Here is a 19,555-nt window from a genome sequence, read left to right as displayed (position 1 = left end):
GCCCGGCCGTGGTGGTCGTGGGGGCGGCGGGTGCGGACGTGGTCGGCGGGGTGAACTGGGCGGTCCGGCTGGTCCCGGCGGGGGAGACATCGTGGCTGACGGTGGGGACCAGCTCCTTGACCCCGTAACCGACCACCAGCCCGATCACCACGACCGCGCCGGCCAGGGTGCCGACCAGCTTGGTGAAGGCCCCGGGCGCGGCGTCGGAGCCGAGGCTGATCACCGGGAATGCCGTAGGCTGTGCCGAATCCGCAACCAGCGCAGCGCCTTTCGCCGTGACGGCCTCGGGCTCGGGTACGGTGCACACCGGCACGTCGAGCAATTCGTCCAGACCGTCCACGACGGAGGTCATATTGGCGCCGCCGCCGATCACGGCGACGGCCAGCGGATATTTGGGCGCCCGCGTGAAGACGCCGATGGCGAAGACCGCGGCCTCGCGCAGCAGATCGGCGGTGAGTTCCTGGAAGTCGGCGCGGGTGAGCTTGAGGGGCTGCCCGGCCACGTGATCGATGGTGACCGCGGCGGCGATGGACAGGTGCTCCTTGGCCGCACGGCTGCGATTGATGAGCATCGTGCGGTTGGGCCGGGTGCCGCGGCGGGCGAAGTGGCAGTCCAGCAGGTGGTGGTAGATGAGTTCGTCGACGGCATTGCCGCTGATCGCGGCCGTGCGCTCGGAGTGCAGAACCGTCTCGTCGGCGAGGTCGGCGACCGTGACGGTCATTCCGCAGGCGCCGAGGTCGATGATCGCGACCGTCTCGTACCTGTCGAGCAGGCCGGTGTGGCGCAGGTAGGTCAGAGCGGCGGTGCTCTCGGGGATCAACTGCACGTCGCGGCGCTGGCGGCCGATGGCCGAACGGATCGCCACGGCCTGCTCGCGGTCGCGATACGCCACGGCGATGGCCCCGGGCGTGGCGACCGGCTCGGGATGCGTCATGCGACCGGTGGCGTGGGTGCCGAGAGGGTGAACGAAATCGCGGGGCATCTGGGTGGTCATCAGCTCGATCGAGGACGCCACCAGATCGCCGAGATCCGAATGCGCGACGTCGGCCGTGACGACTCGATAGTCGAACTCCTGCGCGCCGTTGGGTGCGGTGGCGACCAGCGCCGAGCAGACCACTTCGTTCCCGGCGGAGATGCCGAGGGATGTTCGCATGTTCACCTCCCTTCGAGCGGATGGTCATCGTGTGGCCGACCATCGGATACGGACAGCGCGGGCTCCCGCGTGGTGGGCGGTCGTCCGAAAAACCCGGTGCAGCTCATCCGGCCGGGCCCTCGTCCGTTCGGGGTGAGGGAACGGCCGACGATCACTTGCAGCCTTGCTCTCGTTCCAGGTGCGCCACAGGCTCGCGCGGGGTGAAGCAGTTGTCGTAACGCTCGATGGATCGCGTGACGAACCGGTGCCGATCGGTCCGTCGGGCGGTACGGACGTTCGGGGCGCGGCAACATCACGGAGCCGTCGTCCATACTGTCACATTCCGTTATACGAGTGTTACATCTTTTCCAGATCAATTGTCACCGTGTCGAGAATGTGACAGGAGTTACTCTTGGGGCCACTGGTCAGGGTGGGTTTCCGTACAGAAGTTCTCGGCGTGTCGCGCAACGTGTCGCGGATGAACCGTCCGGTCCGGGGTGTCGGAAGTTTGCACCACCTCCTTCTTGAGCGCTGGCACTCGCATGTATAGAGTGCTAGGTGGCACTGATGGATGTTGCTCAGGTGCCAGCACGACTTCTGCGCTCCAGGCCCGGAACCCGCGACGACGGGTCTATGCGCAGAGGTGGCACAAGACCGTAACCCTGCGTTCGGGGAACAGCCCCGGGCGAGAGAAATTCCGTGAAAGTGGAGGGCTCAACGTGGCGAGCGTGAACATCAAGCCGCTCGAGGACAAGATCCTCGTCCAGGCCGGAGAGGCCGAGACGACGACCGCCTCCGGCCTGGTCATCCCCGACACGGCGAAGGAGAAGCCCCAGGAGGGCACCGTCATCGCCGTTGGTCCCGGTCGCGTGACCGATACGGGTGACCGCATCCCGGTGGACGTCAAGGAGGGCGACACCGTGATCTACAGCAAGTACGGCGGCACCGAGATCAAGTACAACGGCGAGGAGTACCTGATCCTGTCGGCGCGCGACGTTCTGGCTGTCGTCAACAAGTGACCCAGCTGTGGTGAACGCTGCCCCGGCGCCCTCCCTGGGCGCCGGGGCAGTTGTTCGTTACGGCTCCTGCGGAGCGGGACCAAAGAAAAAGGACTTCGAACACATATGCCAAAGCAGATCGAGTTCGACGAGAAGGCTCGTCGGGCAATGGAACGCGGCGTCGACAAGCTCGCCGACGCCGTCAAGGTGACGCTGGGCCCGCGCGGCCGGCACGTGGTGCTGGCCAAGGCCTTCGGCGGCCCGACCGTCACCAACGACGGTGTCACCATCGCGCGTGACATCGACCTCGAGGACCCCTTCGAGAACCTCGGCGCGCAGCTGGTCAAGAGCGTCGCCACCAAGACCAACGACATCGCGGGCGACGGCACCACCACCGCCACCGTGCTGGCGCAGGCGCTGATCAAGGGCGGCCTGAAGAACATCGCCGCCGGCGCCAACCCGATCGCCCTGGGCGCGGGGATGAGCAAGGCGGCCGACGCGGTCTCCGAGGCGCTGCTGGCCGCGGCCCGGCCGGTCTCCGGCGAGAAGGCCATCGCGCAGGTCGCCACCGTGTCCTCGCGCGACGAGGAGATCGGCGAGATGGTCGGCAAGGCGCTGACCACCGTCGGCAAGGACGGCGTCGTCACCGTGGAGGAGGCATCCACGGTCAGCACCGAGCTCGTGATCACCGAGGGCGTGCAGTTCGACAAGGGCTACCTGTCGGCCTACTTCGTCACCGACCTGGACAAGCAGGAGGCCGTCCTCGAGGACGCCCTGGTGCTGCTGCACCGCGAGAAGATCTCCTCGCTGCCCGACCTGCTGCCGCTGCTGGAGAAGATCGCCGAGTCCGGTAAGGCCGTGCTGATCATCGCCGAGGACATCGAGGGCGAGGCGCTGTCCACCCTGGTGGTCAACGCGATCCGCAAGACGCTCAAGGTGGCCGCGGTCAAGGCCCCGTTCTTCGGCGACCGCCGCAAGGCGTTCCTGGACGACCTGGCCATCGTCACCGGCGCCACCGTGATCAACCCGGACCTGGGCATCACCCTGCGCGAGGCGGGCCTGGACGTGCTCGGCTCGGCGCGGCGCGTGCTCGTCACCAAGGACGAGACCACGATCGTCGACGGTGCGGGCACCCAGGAGGCGATCGACGCCCGCGTGGCCCAGCTGCGCGCGGAGATCGAGGCGACCGATTCGGACTGGGATCGGGAGAAGCTCGAGGAGCGCCTGGCCAAGCTGTCCGGCGGCGTCGCGGTGATCAGGGTCGGCGCGGCCACCGAGACCGCGCTCAAGGAGCGCAAGTACCGCGTCGAGGACGCGGTGAGCGCGGCCAAGGCCGCGGTCGAGGAGGGCATCGTGCCCGGTGGCGGCACCGCCCTGGTGCAGGCCGGCGCCAAGCTGGTCGAGCTGCGCGACTTGCTGTCCGGTGATCAGGCCGTCGGCGTCGACGTGGTCCGCAAGGCCCTCGAGGCGCCGCTGTACTGGATCGCCAGCAACGCCGGCATCGACGGTGCGGTCGTGGTCAGCAAGGTCGCCGACGGCAAGGACGGCTTCAACGCCGCCACCCTGACCTACGGCGATCTGGTCACCGACGGCGTCGTGGACCCGGTCAAGGTCACCCGTTCCGCGGTGCTGAACGCGGTTTCCGTGGCCCGCATGGTTCTGACCACCGAGAGCGCCGTGGTCGAGAAGCCCGCCGAGCAAGAGCCGGACCACCACCACGGCCACAGCCACTGAGTCGGCCACCCGACGAATGTCACGGTCGGTCGGCCCGGCCGAGCGACCGTGACATTCGGCCGGGGCAGAAACATCGAGGGCCGTTCGCATCGAATGTGATGCGAACGGCCCTCGGGCTGTTTCGGGGAAATCGGTATTCCGGCAATACTTCCGGCGGTGTTATGCCTTGCGGCGATAGTCGGCCGCGGAGCGATCCGATGTGGGCCGGGGAGTGCTCGGATGGACGAGGCCGCGGGGGTGGAGCGTAGGAGTCGTGGATTCCGTCGTGGATTCCTCTGCCGCGACCTGCGACAGCAGGCGCTCACGGAGAGAGGCGGGCGGTGGGGTCGCCGACGCCGAGGCGAACAGGGTAAGAGCTTCTTCGGTCAGCTGCACTTCCATGTCGAAGTCCGCGCGCAGCGTCGGATCGTTTCGGATCTCCCGCACCGCGCGCTGGTCCTCGTCGCCGATCGATCCGAGCGCTACCGTGTGCGCGAGATCGATCTGGCCTTCGTTCATCTCACGTCACTCCCAAATTCTTCTTCAGTCTAGTCAGACCGTCCCGAATACGGGACTTAACGGTCGGTAACCCTACGCCAAGATACGCCGCTACCTCTGCATATGTGCGCCCGCCGAAGTAGGCGAGCGAGATGGCCTCGCGCTGGGTATCGGTCAGCGTGGCCAAGCTCGCCCGCACGGCCTGCTGCTCGAGCCGCCGTCCGACCTCCTCGGTCACCTCGTCGAATTCGTGACCGAGAGTGCTTGCGCCATAGGCGACCTCGCGCAGGGCGTGCGCCTGCTCGGCACGTACCCGGTCCACCGCGCGCCGGTGCGCCAGCGTCATGAGCCAGGTCACCGCAGACCCCTTGGTCGCGTCGAAATTGGCTGCCGTACGCCAGATCTGAAGGTAGACCTCCTGGGTGGTCTCCTCGGCGTAACCGGGGTCGTGTAGGACGCGCAGCACCAAACCGAACACTCGCGCGCAGGTCCGGTCGTACAGCTCGGCAAATGCCTGCTGATCGGACCGGCCGCATCGTTCGAGCAATGCTGCCAGCTCGATACTCTCGGTCGCACGTGCCGTCACCGCAGAGTTCGCGCTAGGGGTTTGCACCCGCCCGTCCCGAAAAGCTTTGTGGAACGAGTCGCCCTCTGCAGCCGACGGCCGCGTTGTCACAACGCTCCATTCTGTCTCATCGGCCACCACCGTAGCCTGCCGTAGAGACCTCCTTTCCGGTGGGGTATCGGCAAATCGTCTGTGGCTCAGCAATTTTCGGACATTTTTCGACGCATTTCCCGACACGCCAAGGGTTTTTCCAAGGGACACGCCGTCAACACGCCGAGTACTGAAGCAAAACGCCGTATCCATTGTGTGGCGGCATTCCCTGCCGGAACGTTCATCAGCGCACCTGCCGACCATCTCGCAGCAGGCGATCCAGCGGTAGCCAGATCTGCCCGCTCGCCCGTTGTTGCTGTTCACTGGCCGTTTGCTCATTGGCCGGGTGTTTGCTAGGCATTCGGCGCGCCCGGGCTCGCGGATGGGAGGAATTTATCTGTGTCAGACGGCCATGCGGCGACGGTTGCGACGCGCGTGCATCTCGCGCTCGGTCTCGGACAGCCCGCCCCAGATGCCGTACGGCTCGCTGACCTTGAGGGCGTGGCTGCGGCACTGCATGAGCACGGGGCAGCTGCGGCAGATCTCCTTGGCGCGCATCTCCCGCTGGGTGCGGGCGCGGCCCCGCTCGCCGTCGGGATGGAAGAACACGGAGGAGTCCACGCCGCGGCAGGAACCGCGCATCTGCCAATCCCAGACATCGGCGTTCGGACCGGGGAGGTGGGTGGGCATGGGCATATGAACTCCTCGATGGTGCGAGCTCGTCGGCGTTGTCGAGCGGTGCTTGTGGCAACGGTCTCGTCCGGTGACCCGGGCGTGGCCGAATTCGACCCCGCCGAGATCGGGCTCTCGGACCGTATCGCCGGTGTCCCGGCGATCGCAGTTCGTGGCCGCCGCCATTTTCGCGCGGCGCCGACGACGGCGATGTCGTACGTTAGGACGGACAATGAAATCGAGTCAATAGTTTCCACATCAGCGATTTCGAATCGGTGGGATCGCAGATTTAACCCGGAAACTGTTTACTTTCCCGCTGCTGATAGCGATACTGATCGGTTGGCCAGGTCGGGGGCCATAGGCGGCCTCACTGTGAGCGTTAACAAAGATGCAGGTAAACGCCATTTTCGTGATCGAATTCGAGGTCATCGGCGCGCGGACCAGACGGTGTGGTTTGTGACGGATGTCATGGTTTGGTTGTATCACGGCCAGATCGCGAGGCAAAGTGGATGGCCACGTAGCGGCGTTCAGGTTAATTACCGGATAAGCATACGAATTTTTGATGCACGTGCTAGCCGATAGCCCGCAACAGTTTTACGAGATGGAAACACCCGCGAGGCTTTCCGCACGCCCGATGGTTGCCCGCTGTTCGGTTGCGGATCGATCTCGTCGGGGCGTGCGGCCGGGTGAAGCGTGCCCGCGCGGTGGGGTCGCGCCCGAGGCGGAACGGGACCGCTACGGATAGGGTTCGGCGGTGCACGAGTCCAGTTCGCCAGTCGGTCTCTCGTCCGTTGCGCGGCGCGCGATATTGGCCGACGCCGCCTTCGGCGCTCGCCCCGGCATCGCCGCTGACGAGTTGCCGAGGGCCGAGAATGCCGCCGAATCATGGCTTCGCGCAGTTGTTCTCGGTGGTCAGGGCCGGTACGCCGCCGCGCGCGCGGAGCTGCGCCGCACACACCGGCTGACCGCCGATCCGGTGCTTCGCTCCCTGGCCGTCAGCACCGAGGCGTCGCTGTTGCGCCAGCTCGGCTGGCATGCGCGCGCTGCGGCACTGGACGGTCGTGCGCTGGCGCTGGCAGTGGGGGCCGCGCCGATCGCGGCCCGTGGTGTGGACCACGCGGGGCATGCGTCCGGCGCCGATCCGGTTGCCCTCGGTGGTCTCGGCATGCCCGCGGAGGCCATTTGCGACGCGTTGACCGGATTGGCCGCCGATGCGCTGGGCACCGCTCGGCCGGCTGTGGCCGCCCGTCTGCTGGAACGTTGCCACAAATATTTGGATGCTCATTCGGAGGCCGCCGTCGATTGGCGGCCGCGGCTGCGCTGGCACTGGGTCTGTGCCGAGACCGCGCTCTCCGCCCCCGGGCGGGGACTGATCGCAGCGTCCGCTGCGACGCATGCGGCGACGGCCGTGGAGATCGCGGAGCGGGCGCCGTCGGTCCGACACCGTGTCAAGTCCCATTTACTGCTGGCGGCCGCGACGGCCGCGGCCGGTGATCCGGGTCGCTCGGCCGAACTCGCGGCCCTCGCGGCCCGGCAGTGCCGGGAATACGGGTTGCTACCACTGCGGTGGGCCACCGCGATGCTGCGCAGCGGGGTGGAAACGGGCGCCGAGGCACTGTCCGCAGCCGCGGAGTCGACTGCCTGCGCCCAGGAATTGGCGCTGCTCGGCGGCTATTTTCGTGCGTAGACCGGGGTTCTGGGCGAGTTCCGATTTCCCCCCACGGTGCCGATCACGTCGTGGGGAACAGCTATTGTTGGACCCGTTCCGCCGACCGGCGGAAGCACCGGTCGATATTCGACCGTGCCACTTGTAACGCCAGGAATATCTCTGACGATGACGCACACGGGCGAGGAGTTGGACGCCGCCGTTGTTGCAGCAGCGCAGGGCGATCGTTCGGCTTTAGCTCAGGTACTGAAGATCGTCCGTCCGCTCGTGGTGCGCTATTGCCGCGCGCGGATCGGTTCCGCGGAGCGTGGGCAGCTCTCCGCGGACGACGTTGCGCAGGAGGTATGCCTGGCCGTGATGACCGCCCTACCCCGATACCAGGATCAGGGTCGGCCGTTCATGGCTTTCGTTTACGGAATCGCTTCGCACAAGGTCGCCGACGCGCACCGCAACGCCGCCCGTAACAAGGCGGACGCGATGGCCGAAGTACCTGATGTCATATCCACCGACCAGGGGCCGGAGCAACGAGCTCTCGACTCCGAGGCGAGTCGGCAGATGGAAACTCTGCTGGCCACGCTTCCGGAGAAGCATCGAGAGATCTTGGTCTTGCGTTTGGTCATGGGTTTGTCAGCGGAAGAGACCGCTCTGGCCGTGGGCAGTACGGCGGGAGCGATACGAGTCGCCCAGCACAGGGCACTCGCGAAACTGAAGTCACAAGTGGCGAGGGCAGGTGAAATGTATGGCTAGGGATGGCGGGCGCGGTCGGGGTGACTGGAGGGCGCGGCATGGATCGCAGAAAAGCGGTCCCTATGCCGAGGATTCCGGTGATGCCGGGCCGGTGGATATCGTCGCGGTGCGTCGTGACGACGCGTTGATCGATGCGATCGCCGGTGCCGGATCCGTCGAGACCGACAGCGCGCAGGAGTTTCAGCTCGCGACGCTGCTGGCGAGTTGGCGTGCGGATATCGTCGACGAACCCATGCCGGCCGGGCCGGATCTGGACGAGATCGTCGCGGCCGTCAACCAGGAAATCGCAGCTCGGCAGACCAGGGTCACGGCCAACAGGCGTGGCCGTCTACGGCTGGTGCGTCCCCTCATGGGCGCCGCGGCCATGCTCGCGCTCATCGCGGGCGGTATGACGGCGTTCTCCTACAGCGCGCAACCGGGTGATCCGCTGTGGAAGGTCAAGGAGGTCGTGTTCAGCGAACAGGCCCAGACCACCATCGCGAACACCGCCAACGATCAGGTGGCACAGGCCCAGAACCTGGTCCAGCAGGATCCGGAGCAGGCCAAGAAGCTGCTGGCGAACGCGGCGAACACGGGTTCTCAGCTCAGCGACGACAATCGCAAGCAGGCCCTGGGCAGTCATTGGGTTGAGGTGTGGTCGAGTCTGCACGCGGTGGCGCCGCAGATCGCCAATCAGCTGCTGCCGCCGAGCGCGACCAGCACGCCGGCCACCCCGCCGCGGGTCGATACCCGGTCCGGTGGCCAGCGGGCCAGCGGCACCGTCTCGCCCTCGGCCAATCCGGTCAGGCCCTCGGCCGTACCGCCGATAACCCTGCCCGGCGGCATCCCGATCCCCACTATGCCCACTGTGCCTACGGTGCCCAGCACCATCACGTTGCCCGGTGGTATCACCATTCCCGTTCATCCGGGCCCGTCCTCGGCGAAGCGGCAACCGCCGACGACGGCCGCACCACCCCCGTCCGCGGGCCACACGGCAGAACAGTCGCCGCACAACCCGGGCACCCCTGGCAAACCGCTTCTCCCCCCTGCGGTCGCCTCGATCCTGCCCACCCTTCCACCCGCCGGCCCCCTGCCGTTCCTGCCGAACAACAAGTAGGCCCCTCGGACGAGTCGCTCACGAAAAAACCGGACAACCTACAGGTTGTCCGGTTTTTTCGTGTGTACGTCGCCCTACCGGGTCCCCCATTTCGGGGTGATTGTCTCAGGTAAAGACGTGAGGTCCGTCACTCCACGTCCCAGCCTGGGCAACCAGGCTCTTTCATCACGCAACAAACTGAATTCGCGAGCCACGGCAAGCTGCCGGGTACGCCCGAAATCGGATCGCACCCCAACCGCCGCCACGGCTGCCCAACTCCAACGGCTCTCTGCCGCCCGCTGAATACGCGGAGAGGCGGACTAGCCGTCGAACCCGTCGAATCCATCGCCGTGCAGCGCCTCGTTCATCGAGGCATCGGCGTACCCCCGGCAGTAGTCCCACGTGACGTAGGCCTCCGGAGTCGGATCGTAAGCGGGTTCGTGCGGGCGCACCGTACCGTCGACCAGGAGCTGGAGGAGGTTGGCGCGCAACATATCCCAATCGTGGTAATGATCTTGCCGACAGTCCTCGCAGCTGACCACGAGTCCGCGGATACCGCGGTGCGCCAGTAGCGCCTCGTAGACCGCGAGGTCGGCGAGATCCTCTTCGACCGCTAGCCGCTCGTGTGGATCCAGCGGCTCCCCGGGCTCAATGGCGTCGAGCGCGGCCGACGGGTCGGAGGGATCTCCGGCGAATGGATCCGGCGGCAGGCCAGGTGGTAGATGGTCACGCACAATCCCACGGTACGCAGAACCACCCCCTCCGCGCCAGCGCTGCGGGCATTTTGCCGTGGTTGTCGCCGCGATTCGCGGCGTACCAGGCATCCGGGCTCCGAAAACTCTCAGCAACTCCGGCTCGCGGCGCGCGTTCGGCCCGCCCGGCGGTGCGGCCGGGCCTGTTTCGCGTCGAAGCTCAGCAAACCCCGGATGTCCGGTCCGCGCAACTCGGACATAACCACCTCTCCCTGGCCGCTGTGACTTCGAAGGGAGGCGGCGTCATCCGATCGCGCCCGGACCGATACCATGGACACCCAAGCGCCGGGTGGCACTTTCGCCCGGCCGTCCAACACAAGTTATTGGTGCGCCCGGGCGTGTCCCGGGCTCCAGGAGCGTTCGAAGTCCAGGAGGGGTCTTTCCGATGAGTAGTCCCGTGATGGGCGAACGCGCCGTCCGCCCGCATACGGGTGGTGACGATCCGAACAAGATCGCCATGCTCGGCCTCACATTCGACGATGTGCTGCTGCTACCCGCGGCGTCGGATCTCATCCCCAGTTCGGTGCGGACGTCGAGCCGGCTGACCCGCGACATCACGCTGCGCACGCCGCTGGTGAGTTCGGCGATGGATACGGTCACCGAGGCCCGCATGGCCATCGCGATGGCCCGCGCCGGCGGTATGGGCGTGCTGCACCGCAACCTGGCGACGGCCGATCAGGCCTCGCAGGTCGAGACGGTGAAGCGGTCCGAGGCCGGCATGGTCACCGATCCGGTCACCTGCCGCCCGAGCGATACGCTCGCCGAGGTCGACGCCATGTGCGCGCGGTTCCGCATCTCCGGCCTGCCGGTCGTGGACGAGACAGGCGAACTGGTCGGCATCATCACCAACCGGGACATGCGTTTCGAGGTGGATCAGAACCGCCGCGTCGCCGACGTGATGACCAAGGCGCCGCTGATCACCGCGCAGGAGGGCGTCACCGCGGAGGCCGCGCTGGGCCTGCTGCGCCGCCACAAGGTGGAGAAGCTGCCGATCGTCGACGGCGACGGCCGGTTGCGCGGCCTGATCACCGTCAAGGATTTCGTCAAGACCGATCAGTACCCGAACGCCACGAAGGACCGCGACGGCCGCCTGCTCGTCGGCGCGGCCGTCGGTGTCGGCGAAGACTCCTGGGCGCGCGCGATGACCCTGGCCGACGCCGGTGTCGACGTGCTGGTGGTCGATACCGCCCACGGCCATCAGGTGCAGGTGCTCGAGATGGTCACCAAGGTCAAGACAGAGGTCGGCGACCGCATCCAGGTCGTCGGCGGCAATATCGCCACCCGGGAGGGCGCGGCCGCGCTCGTCGCCGCGGGCGCCGACGCGGTGAAGGTGGGCGTGGGGCCCGGCTCGATCTGCACCACCCGCGTCGTGGCCGGCGTCGGCGCGCCGCAGATCACCGCGATCCTCGAGGCCGTGGCTGTGTGCAAGCCCGCGGGCGTCCCGGTGATCGCCGACGGTGGCATCCAGTTCTCCGGCGATATCGCCAAGGCGATCACGGCGGGCGCGTCCACCGTGATGCTGGGCTCGCTGCTGGCCGGTACGGCCGAATCCCCGGGCGAGCTGATCCTGGTGGGCGGCAAGCAGTTCAAGAGCTACCGCGGGATGGGTTCCCTCGGCGCCATGCAGGGCCGGTCCGGTCAGGGAGGCCAGGCCAAGTCCTACTCCAAGGACCGTTACTTCCAGGACGACGTGCTGGCCGAGGACAAGCTGGTGCCCGAGGGCATCGAGGGCCGGGTGCCGTTCCGGGGTCCGGTCAATCAGGTGATCCATCAGCTGGTCGGTGGCCTGCGCGCGGCCATGGGCTACACCGGGTCGCAGACGATCCCGGATCTGCAGGAGGCGCAGTTCGTGCAGATCACCGCGGCGGGCCTGAAGGAGAGCCACCCGCACGACATCACGATGACCGTCGAGGCCCCCAACTACACTGGTCGCGGCTAGACTGTCCGGTTCCACTGCTGCCGTCGCACGAGCGGGAGCAGGATGTAACCACAACGGATCGCGGTCCGGCTCGCCGGTCGGGGGGCATTGCGGCGGGCCCACGACGATTGCCCGCCGCACATCAGGCTGACAGTCCCCTCCCAAGGCGGCGAGGAATTACCGAAGGAGAACTCACGTGCGCGACATGGTGGAGATCGGCATGGGCCGCACCGCCCGGCGTACCTACGAGCTGGACGATGTCGACATCGTTCCCTCGCGGCGTACCCGTTCGTCCCAGCTGGTGTCGCTGGCGTGGCAGCTCGACGCCTACCGGTTCGACGTCCCGGTGGTGACGCACCCTACCGACGCGCTGGTGTCGCCGGAGTTCGCGATCGAACTCGGCCGGCTCGGGGGTCTCGGCGTCATCAACGGCGAGGGCTTGTGGGCCCGGCACGCGGATGTGGCCGCCCGGATCGACCAGCTGATGGAGGTGGCCGAGAAGCAGGGCACCGAGGCCGCGGTCACGCTGTTGCAGGCGCTGAGTTCCGCGCCGATGCAGCCGGATCTGCTGGGCGCGGCGGTCGCCCAGGTGCGCGCCGCGGGCGTGACGGTGGCGGTCCGGGTGAGCCCGCAGAACGCGCGTGCGCTGACCCCGGCGCTGGTGCAGGCCGGGATCGACCTGCTGGTCGTGCACGGCACCATCATCTCCGCCGAGCACGTCGGTGAGGACCAGCCGCTGAACCTGAAGACCTTCATCGCCGAACTCGACGTCCCGGTCGTGGCGGGTGGCGTCAGCGACCACCGCACCGCGCTGCACCTGATGCGCACCGGCGCGGCCGGTGTCATCGTCGGTTACGGCTCCACCCCGGGCGCCACGACCACCGGTGAGGTGCTGGGCATCGGCGTACCGATGGCGACCGCGATCGCCGACGCCGCGGCCGCGCGCCGCGACTACCTGGACGAGACCGGCGGCCGGTACGTGCACGTCATCGCCGACGGCGACATCGTGTCGTCCGGGCAGCTGGCCAAGGCCATCGCGTGCGGGGCCGACGCCGCGATGCTCGGCGTGCCGCTGGCGCTGGCGCAGGAGGCCCCCGGCCGCGGCTGGTACTGGCCCTCGGCCGCGGCCCATCCGTCGGTGCCGCGCGGCGCGCTGCTGAAGTTCGCCGACGAGGACGAGCGCCCGACCCTGCAGCAGGTGCTGTACGGCCCGTCCAACGATCCCTGGGGGTCGGTGAATCTCGTTGGCGGCCTGCGTCGTTCGATGGCAAAAGCCGGATACAGCGAGCTCAAGGAGTTCCAGCGGGTCGGGCTGAGCGTCCGCGCCTGACCTTTGTGCGGGTCCCGGCCGACAACGTGCCGGGACGCCGATGTTCGGCGGGTGAGGTCGTCGCGGATCACGAGGCCGGCATCGACAGTTGTCCGCGCAGGAAGTCCTGGATGGCGGCGTTGACCTGATCCGGGTGCGTCATGTTCACCGCGTGCCGGGCGTCCGGTATCTCCAGGTACTGCGAATTCGGCAGTGCGCGAGCCATTTCCACCGCATGGCCGCGGGCCACACCGGCCCGGGACGGGTGGATCACCAGGACGGGGCAGGCGATCTCGGGCAGCCGCTCCACGATGGAGTCGCGGGTGAGCAGGCAGGCCGCGGCGGTCTCGGTGGCGTGCGGATCGCGGGTGAGCCAGCGCTGCACCCACATCGCGCAATGTCCGGTGTCCTCGCCGATCAGCCACCGCGCCAGATGCTGCGCCATGGCGTGCCGCAGGCGCGGCTCGTGCCACCGCTCCAGGAACCTGCGGGAATTGTCCAGTTCGTGCGCGCTCGGGCCGTGCGCCTCGGTGGCGATGAGGATCAGCGCCGCCACCCGATCCGGCGCGATCAGGGCGGTGCGGATCGCGCTGAACCCGCCCTGCGAGGTGCCCCCGACGACGGCACGCCCGATCTGGAGTTGGTCCAGCACCGTCAGCGCATCGCGCGCCGAGGTCCAGTAGGTGAACGGCAGACCCTGATCACGGGTGCTGCCGTGGCCGCGCGCGTCCCAGGTGACGACGCGGAACTCCGGTGACAGCGCGTCGACCTGGGCCGCGAACATCGTTCGGTCCATGAAGAATTCGTGCCCCAGCAGGACCACTGGTCCACGACCGCCACTGTCGTCGTAGTGGATTTCGGCGTCGATCGCGCGGGCGAATGGCACGAGCACGAGGATAGCTGCAACGGGCGGGGAGCATCGGCGGGTTGTCCACCTTGCGCCGTAGTACCCCGTTATTGCCGTGGCCGCGCACGGCTGCCCCGGATTCGCCGGAACGCAACGCCGCGTTCGCCGGGAGTGCGTTGTGGCGCACCGGGATTGGAACTACAGAACGCGGAACCGAACCGGTTGTGCCAGCGGTTTCCTGTGCTCGTCGAGGTGGTGCAGGATGTATACCCCGTAGGTCAGCCCGCCGCCGCCGTTTGGCAAGGTCGGGCCCTCGCCGGGGGGACTGCCCGTGGGCAGGGCGGGAACGCCGTCGGCCGAGCCGCTGGAGCTGCTGGTCAGCAGCGCCGGTCCGGGTTGCAGTTTGCCGCTCGCGGAGACCGGGAAGATCACCTCGGCCCGGCCGTTTCCTTCGGGCAGATCGAAGCTGCGGACCGGTTTCGCGGTCGCGAGATCGACTGTGCCCTCACCGGGATCGGTGAACACGGCCAGCCGGTGCTTGCCGATCTTTCCGGCCACGGCGTAGGTGACCACGAGGTCTCGGTCGGGTTCGTAGATCGAGCGGTCCAGCAGCATCCGGTCGAACGGCGCGGGATCGTTCGCGGTGACGCCGCGCGCCCCGGTCTCGGCGTATCCGCGCACCCGCCGCAGGAATCCAGGATCGCTCGCGAGGGTGACGGTCAGGTCGTACCAGCCGTTTCCGCGTGCCTCGGTGTCGAGGGTCATCGTGCGGGTGACGGACTTCCCGCCGGGTACCGTGATCGTCCACGGGCCGTCGGCTCGGTAGGCGTTGGTCTTGACCGTGAAGGCCGCCCTGTCGGTGCTGGAGTTGACGAATTCCACGGCGATGACGTGTTTTTCGCCGTCCGTGGTGGCGTTGATCTCCATCGTGCCGCCGTGCTGGGTGAGGTCTCCGGCGAATCGGCGTTGGAATCCGTCGGCGCCGTAAACGGTGTAATCGTAACGGCCGTCGATGGATTGGTAGTCCTGGATGGCGCTGGCCCCGGGGCCGACGTCGAACCGGTGTGGCGTGAAGTTCTCCACGAACGCGTTGGGGTGTACGCGATAGTGGGTGGCCGCGTGGCCGCGGTTGTCCATCGTGATGGTGATCGTCTTGGTATCCGGACGCTGCTGCGCGCGGGCGCCGAGCCGGTACGGCAGTGGAATTCGCGTTGTGCGGCCGGGGGATTGGGCGGGAATCCGTTGTTTCGCGGGCACCGGTTGCACTTTTGTTCCGGGGTCGCCGGTCCTGCGGTGCTCGGTGGCGGGAATCGTCGGCGTGCCGGAGGCGGTGAAGTCGAACAGTGCGGACAGATCACCGCACATCGTGCGCCGCCAGGTGGAGATGTTGGGCTCGGCGACCTTGGTGACCCGTTCCAGGAATCTCAGCACCGAGGTGTGGTCGAACAGTTCCGAGCAGACCGCCCGTTTGGTCCAGGGGGACACGACGAGCATCGGAACCCTGCTGCCGAGGCCGATGTTGTATCCGTTGACCCATTCGCCCGGCTCGTCCGGCGGGGGAACCGGGCCGGGGATGTGATCGAAATAGCCGTCGTTCTCGTCGTAATTCAGGATGAAGACGGTCTTGTTCCAGATCTTCGGATTCCTGCTCAAGGCGGCGAGGATGTCGTGGGTGAGGGCCTGTCCGTTGCGTGGGCCCGCGGACGGGTGTTCGCACAGCGGCGTCGGCGCGACGACCCAGGACACCTTGGGGAGTGTGCCCGCGGCGATATCGTCCCGGATGCTCCGGACGAGATGGCCTTTATCGGCGCGCAGCAGGCCGCGTTGGACGAGTTGCCGGTCGGCCGGGGAGAGTTCGTCCAAACCCTGGCGCAGCGCCCGGTCCAGGTCCGCCTTCTTCTTCGGGGCACGGGTGAGGGCGTTGTAATAGCCGGGAAAATCCACGAAGGGGACGCCGGTGCCGCAGTCGGTGTACTTCAGCGCCTGCCGGCCGAGATCCCGGAATCGAGTGAAGTAATCGAGGCTGTTGTCGCCGTAGTTGTCCCACTCCTGATAGACCTTCCAGTCGACGCCGTGCTGCTGCAGGCGTTCGGCATAGGCGGTCCAGGACAGTCCGGCGGCGGCCTGTTTCAGTGCCGCCGTACCACCCGGGCCCTGCAGAATGGGCCAGGCGTAAATAAAGGCCCAGTGCCCGGAGACTATCCCGGTAATGGCTTGGACGACGTCCTCGGGCACCTCGGCGGCCCTGGTCGGAATGAGGCCGGGGAGCCCTCGCAGGACGAGTCCGGCGACCTCGAGGATGCTGTCCAGCGAAATGGTCTGCAGTGCGGTCAGGATGATCGGCTCGGTGAACAGTTCCTGCACCAGCGAGACGACGTTCTCCAGCATCATCGGGTTGTCACACATGCCCGAGAACAGGTATGCCCGATTCGGATCGGTCGGGCCGTTCACCGAGCAGTGGTAGTTGTCGCAGATCGTGAAGGCCTGCGCGAGCTGGTGATAGAAGGCGACCGATGCCTCGTCGTAGTGCACCATCGTCTGATCGCTCTTGGCGCCGACCCAGCCGTCGTATCGGCCCTGGGCGACGGCCTCGTGCCCGGTGCCCGCGTCGTGCGGGGCGCCGGCGATATTCTGCAGTCCGGTGGCGAAGGGCAGAATGACGCCGCCGTTGCCCGGCTGATGGAATACCGAACGCCCGCTGGACAATTGCAGGGTGTTCAGATCGCCGAAGCCGCGGACATTGGGCAGGGTGCCGTAATAGTGATCGAAGGAGCGATTCTCCTGCATGAAGATCACCACATGTTCGATTTTCTCCCAGCCGCCCTCCGGCGCGGGCGTGGCCCACGCCTCACGAAGGCTGGGCGGCAGCAATGACAACGCTCCGGCCAGACCCGCCGTTCCTACCGCGCCCTTGATGAAATTGCGCCGGTCCACTGCGCCTCGTTCCCTGCTCGATCGAATGCCCCCTTCGAATCCGCGATGTGCAGATTAGTTGTTGGTCGAAAAGGTTTGTCGGATATACCGGGTGCGTGTGTCGTGGTCGATAGGGTTCGGATTCGGCTCGCCGGCCGGATAATGCCGTGTACGGGCCGGTGACGGCCGCCTTCGCGCGCTTCGTAGACTGTGCGGCGTGGCAGAAACCCAGCGACCGGTCCTCGTTGTCGATTTCGGTGCGCAGTACGCGCAGCTGATCGCGCGGCGGGTGCGCGAGGCGAGTGTGTACTCCGAGGTGGTTCCGCACACCACGACCGTCGAGGAGATCGCCGAGCGTCGCCCGCTCGCGGTGATTCTGTCCGGCGGACCGTCCAGCGTGTACGCCGAGGGCGCGCCGCAGTTGGACGCGCGGCTGTTCGAGCTGGATGTGCCGGTATTCGGCATCTGCTACGGCTTTCAGGCCATGGCGCAGGCCCTGGGCGGCACCGTCGCGCACACCGGGACCCGCGAATACGGGCGCACCGAGCTGAGCACGGACGGCGGTGTCCTGCACGGCGGACTGCCCACCCGGCAGCCGGTGTGGATGAGCCACGGCGACGCGGTCACCGACGCCCCGGCCGGGTTCGAAGTCACCGCCACCAGCACGGGCGCGCCGGTCGCGGCGTTCGAGGACCGGGCGCGGCGGCTGGCCGGGGTGCAGTATCACCCCGAGGTGCTGCACTCCCCGCACGGGCAGCAGGTGCTGAGCCGGTTCCTGCACGATATCGCCGGGATTCCGGGGTCGTGGACGCCCGCCAATATCGCCGAGGCGCTGGTGGAGCAGGTGCGCGCGCAGGTCGGTTCCGGGCACGCGATCTGCGGGCTGTCCGGAGGCGTGGACTCCGCGGTGGCCGCGGCGCTGGTGCAGCGGGCCATCGGTGACAGGTTGACCTGTGTGTTCGTCGATCACGGGCTGCTGCGGGCGGGGGAACGCGAGCAGGTGCAGCGCGACTTCGTCGCCGCGACCGGGGCCAAGCTGGTGACCGTCGACGCGGTGGACAAATTCCTCGGTGAGCTGAAGGGGGTCACGGATCCGGAGGAGAAGCGCAAGATCATCGGGCGCGAGTTCATCCGGTCGTTCGAGGACGCGGTGGGGCAGGTCGTCAAAGAGGCCGGGGGCATACAGGATTCGGTTCCCGCGGTGGAATTCCTGGTGCAGGGCACGCTGTATCCGGACGTCGTGGAGTCCGGCGGCGGCGCGGGCACCGCGAATATCAAGAGCCACCACAATGTCGGCGGTCTGCCGGACGACCTGGAATTCTCCCTGGTCGAACCGCTGCGGCTGCTGTTCAAGGACGAGGTCCGCGCGGTCGGCCGCGAACTCGGTCTGCCCGAGGAGATCGTCGCGCGTCAACCCTTCCCGGGTCCAGGTCTGGCCATTCGCATCGTCGGTGAGGTCACCCACGACCGGCTCGAGACGCTGCGCCAGGCCGACGCCATCGCCCGCGAGGAACTCACCGCGGCCGGGCTGGACAAGCAGATCTGGCAGTGCCCGGTGGTGCTGCTGGCCGATGTGCGCAGTGTCGGCGTGCAGGGCGATGGCCGCACCTACGGCCATCCGATCGTGCTGCGCCCGGTGTCCAGCGAGGACGCGATGACCGCGGACTGGACGCGCCTGCCGTTCGACGTGCTCGAGCGGATCTCCACGCGAATCACCAACGAGGTGGCCGAGATCAACCGGGTCGTGCTCGACGTGACGAGTAAGCCGCCGGGCACCATCGAGTGGGAATAGCAGTACGGCCCTTGCCGGGGGCGCTATCAGCGCTTTCTTCTCCGGCGCGGTGAGACCGTCATCGCGATGCCGACCACGATGGCGACCGCCACCACGATCCAGCCGATCGGGAACGGGCTGTGCCCGGGCCACGCCGCCGGGCCGATGAAGGCCCACGCGCTCACCAGCACGGCCAGCGCTCCGGCGATGAGCAGTGAAAAGGACGGTCCCCGACGGGGTTCGGTGTCGTCGTGATCAGCCATGGGTCACCTCCGCATTTCCGGCGTGGACATCGACATCGAGGGTGAGCACCGGACCGGTGGCCGGTCCGCTCATGCCCTGCGGGCAGCGGACGTCGCCCATGGCGGCCTCGCATTTCGCTTCCAGGCGCATCGAATTCGGCACCAGCACACGCACATCGCCCGCTCGGACGCGGACGTGCACCGTGCGATTCCCGGTCAGGTCCAGCGACCGCAGATCCAGCGTTCCGCTGCCCATCTCCACCCGATAGGCGGAGTCGAGTTCGGTCATCGTGGTCGGAGTCCAGGTGTGGTTTCCCATCGCGGCACGGTCGAATCCGCCCGCTCCGTTCAGCAGTGAGGCCAGGATGACGAATCCGGCCAGTGGGGCCAGCACGACCATCAGTCCGTAGCCGCGGCGCCCGAACGCACCGATGATCAGGCCGAGCCCGACCACCGCCAGGGCCACCGCGCCGATCCGTCCCGGTGTCATCCAGCCCACGCCCGCGGCGGCGAGGATGGCCGCCGCGGCGGCGGCGAGGATGGCCAGGCCGATCACTATCGGGGTGAGACGGGAGCGGGGGCGGCGCACGGGGAGCGGCGGCGCCATCGGGACGCGGGGCATGTTGGGATCGGGGAGGTCCCAGGTC

The 19,555-nt window shown here is 67.6% G+C and carries 17 protein-coding genes; 8 read left to right on the top strand and 9 right to left on the bottom strand.

The annotated features are described in order from the left end of the window. Positions 1-1,153, bottom strand: a 1,153-nt coding sequence (locus JZ791_RS38750; RefSeq protein WP_216902078.1) for a DUF7159 family protein, incomplete at its 3' end; no start/stop codon positions are given. A 698-nt stretch (positions 1,154-1,851) separates the two neighbouring features. On the opposite strand from JZ791_RS38750, the gene groES reads away from it, so the two are divergent. Together groES and groL are read left to right on the top strand one after the other, a co-directional pair. Then, positions 1,852-2,151 carry a co-chaperone GroES gene (gene groES / locus JZ791_RS38745; RefSeq protein ID WP_067683434.1) on the top strand — a complete coding sequence of 100 codons (300 nt, stop codon included), beginning with the start codon at positions 1,852-1,854 and terminating at the stop codon, positions 2,149-2,151. 105 nt (positions 2,152-2,256) lie between these two features. Beyond that, a complete protein-coding gene (groL, locus tag JZ791_RS38740; protein ID WP_216902076.1) occupies positions 2,257-3,864 on the top strand; it encodes a chaperonin GroEL in 1,608 nt (535 codons plus the stop codon). A gap of 159 nt (positions 3,865-4,023) precedes the next feature. Here the strand turns inward: groL and JZ791_RS38735 are convergent, their stop codons facing one another. From JZ791_RS38735 to JZ791_RS38725, 3 genes are all read right to left on the bottom strand, one after another. Further along, entirely contained in the window at positions 4,024-4,362 is a 339-nt protein-coding gene (locus tag JZ791_RS38735; RefSeq protein ID WP_254207101.1) for a hypothetical protein, read from the bottom strand. Between the two features lies 1 nt (position 4,363). Further along, positions 4,364-4,927: a sigma-70 family RNA polymerase sigma factor gene (locus JZ791_RS38730; protein ID WP_438804608.1), complete on the bottom strand. Its 564-nt coding sequence runs from the start codon at positions 4,925-4,927 to the stop codon at positions 4,364-4,366. Positions 4,928-5,398: 471 nt separating this feature from the next. Then, complete coding sequence (locus JZ791_RS38725; protein ID WP_215916435.1) at positions 5,399-5,692, bottom strand: WhiB family transcriptional regulator; 294 nt, start codon at positions 5,690-5,692, stop codon at positions 5,399-5,401. Between the two features lie 730 nt (positions 5,693-6,422). Between JZ791_RS38725 and JZ791_RS38720 the strand changes: the two genes are divergently transcribed. The 3 genes from JZ791_RS38720 (at position 6,423) to JZ791_RS38710 (ending at position 9,177) form a co-directional block, all read left to right on the top strand. Further along, positions 6,423-7,355, top strand: a complete 933-nt coding sequence (locus JZ791_RS38720; RefSeq protein WP_308163373.1) for a hypothetical protein — start codon at positions 6,423-6,425, stop codon at positions 7,353-7,355. Between the two features lie 147 nt (positions 7,356-7,502). Further along, positions 7,503-8,081 (top strand): sigma-70 family RNA polymerase sigma factor, encoded by a 579-nt coding sequence (locus JZ791_RS38715; protein ID WP_216902074.1) that lies wholly within the window; start codon positions 7,503-7,505, stop codon positions 8,079-8,081. After that, on the top strand, positions 8,074-9,177 hold the full coding sequence (locus JZ791_RS38710) for an anti-sigma-D factor RsdA (protein WP_216902072.1): 1,104 nt from the start codon (positions 8,074-8,076) through the stop codon (positions 9,175-9,177). Before JZ791_RS38715 ends, JZ791_RS38710 begins: the two co-directional genes overlap by 8 nt. A 299-nt stretch (positions 9,178-9,476) precedes the next feature. Here the strand turns inward: JZ791_RS38710 and JZ791_RS38705 are convergent, their stop codons facing one another. Further along, positions 9,477-9,890 carry a DUF5319 domain-containing protein gene (locus tag JZ791_RS38705; protein WP_216902070.1) on the bottom strand — a complete coding sequence of 138 codons (414 nt, stop codon included), beginning with the start codon at positions 9,888-9,890 and terminating at the stop codon, positions 9,477-9,479. A 403-nt stretch (positions 9,891-10,293) separates the two neighbouring features. Here JZ791_RS38705 and guaB point away from each other — a divergent pair, with 403 nt between their 5' ends. Together guaB and JZ791_RS38695 are read left to right on the top strand one after the other, a co-directional pair. Continuing rightward, positions 10,294-11,847, top strand: a complete 1,554-nt coding sequence (guaB, locus tag JZ791_RS38700; RefSeq protein ID WP_254207100.1) for an IMP dehydrogenase — start codon at positions 10,294-10,296, stop codon at positions 11,845-11,847. Between the two features lie 175 nt (positions 11,848-12,022). After that, a complete protein-coding gene (locus tag JZ791_RS38695) occupies positions 12,023-13,156 on the top strand; it encodes a GuaB3 family IMP dehydrogenase-related protein (protein ID WP_216902067.1) in 1,134 nt (377 codons plus the stop codon). Positions 13,157-13,223: 67 nt separating this feature from the next. On the opposite strand, the gene JZ791_RS38690 is transcribed toward JZ791_RS38695, so the two are convergent. Further along, positions 13,224-14,021 (bottom strand): alpha/beta fold hydrolase, encoded by a 798-nt coding sequence (locus JZ791_RS38690; RefSeq protein ID WP_216902065.1) that lies wholly within the window; start codon positions 14,019-14,021, stop codon positions 13,224-13,226. 159 nt (positions 14,022-14,180) lie between these two features. Further along, entirely contained in the window at positions 14,181-16,916 is a 2,736-nt protein-coding gene (locus tag JZ791_RS38685) for an alkaline phosphatase family protein (protein ID WP_216902063.1), read from the bottom strand. A 196-nt stretch (positions 16,917-17,112) separates the two neighbouring features. On the opposite strand from JZ791_RS38685, the gene guaA reads away from it, so the two are divergent. Beyond that, positions 17,113-18,687 carry a glutamine-hydrolyzing GMP synthase gene (gene guaA, locus JZ791_RS38680; protein WP_216902061.1) on the top strand — a complete coding sequence of 525 codons (1,575 nt, stop codon included), beginning with the start codon at positions 17,113-17,115 and terminating at the stop codon, positions 18,685-18,687. Between the two features lie 26 nt (positions 18,688-18,713). On the opposite strand, the gene JZ791_RS38675 is transcribed toward guaA, so the two are convergent. Together JZ791_RS38675 and JZ791_RS38670 are read right to left on the bottom strand one after the other, a co-directional pair. Continuing rightward, complete coding sequence (locus JZ791_RS38675) at positions 18,714-18,929, bottom strand: hypothetical protein (protein WP_216902059.1); 216 nt, start codon at positions 18,927-18,929, stop codon at positions 18,714-18,716. Beyond that, positions 18,922-19,555, bottom strand: a 634-nt coding sequence (locus JZ791_RS38670; protein WP_498049415.1) for a DUF4097 family beta strand repeat-containing protein, incomplete at its 5' end; no start/stop codon positions are given. The genes JZ791_RS38675 and JZ791_RS38670, both read right to left, overlap by 8 nt.

The sequence above is a fragment of the Nocardia alni genome (assembly GCF_019038435.1).
Lineage (GTDB): Bacteria > Actinomycetota > Actinomycetes > Mycobacteriales > Mycobacteriaceae > Nocardia > Nocardia alni.
This window is presented reverse-complemented; position numbering and strand designations above follow the sequence as displayed.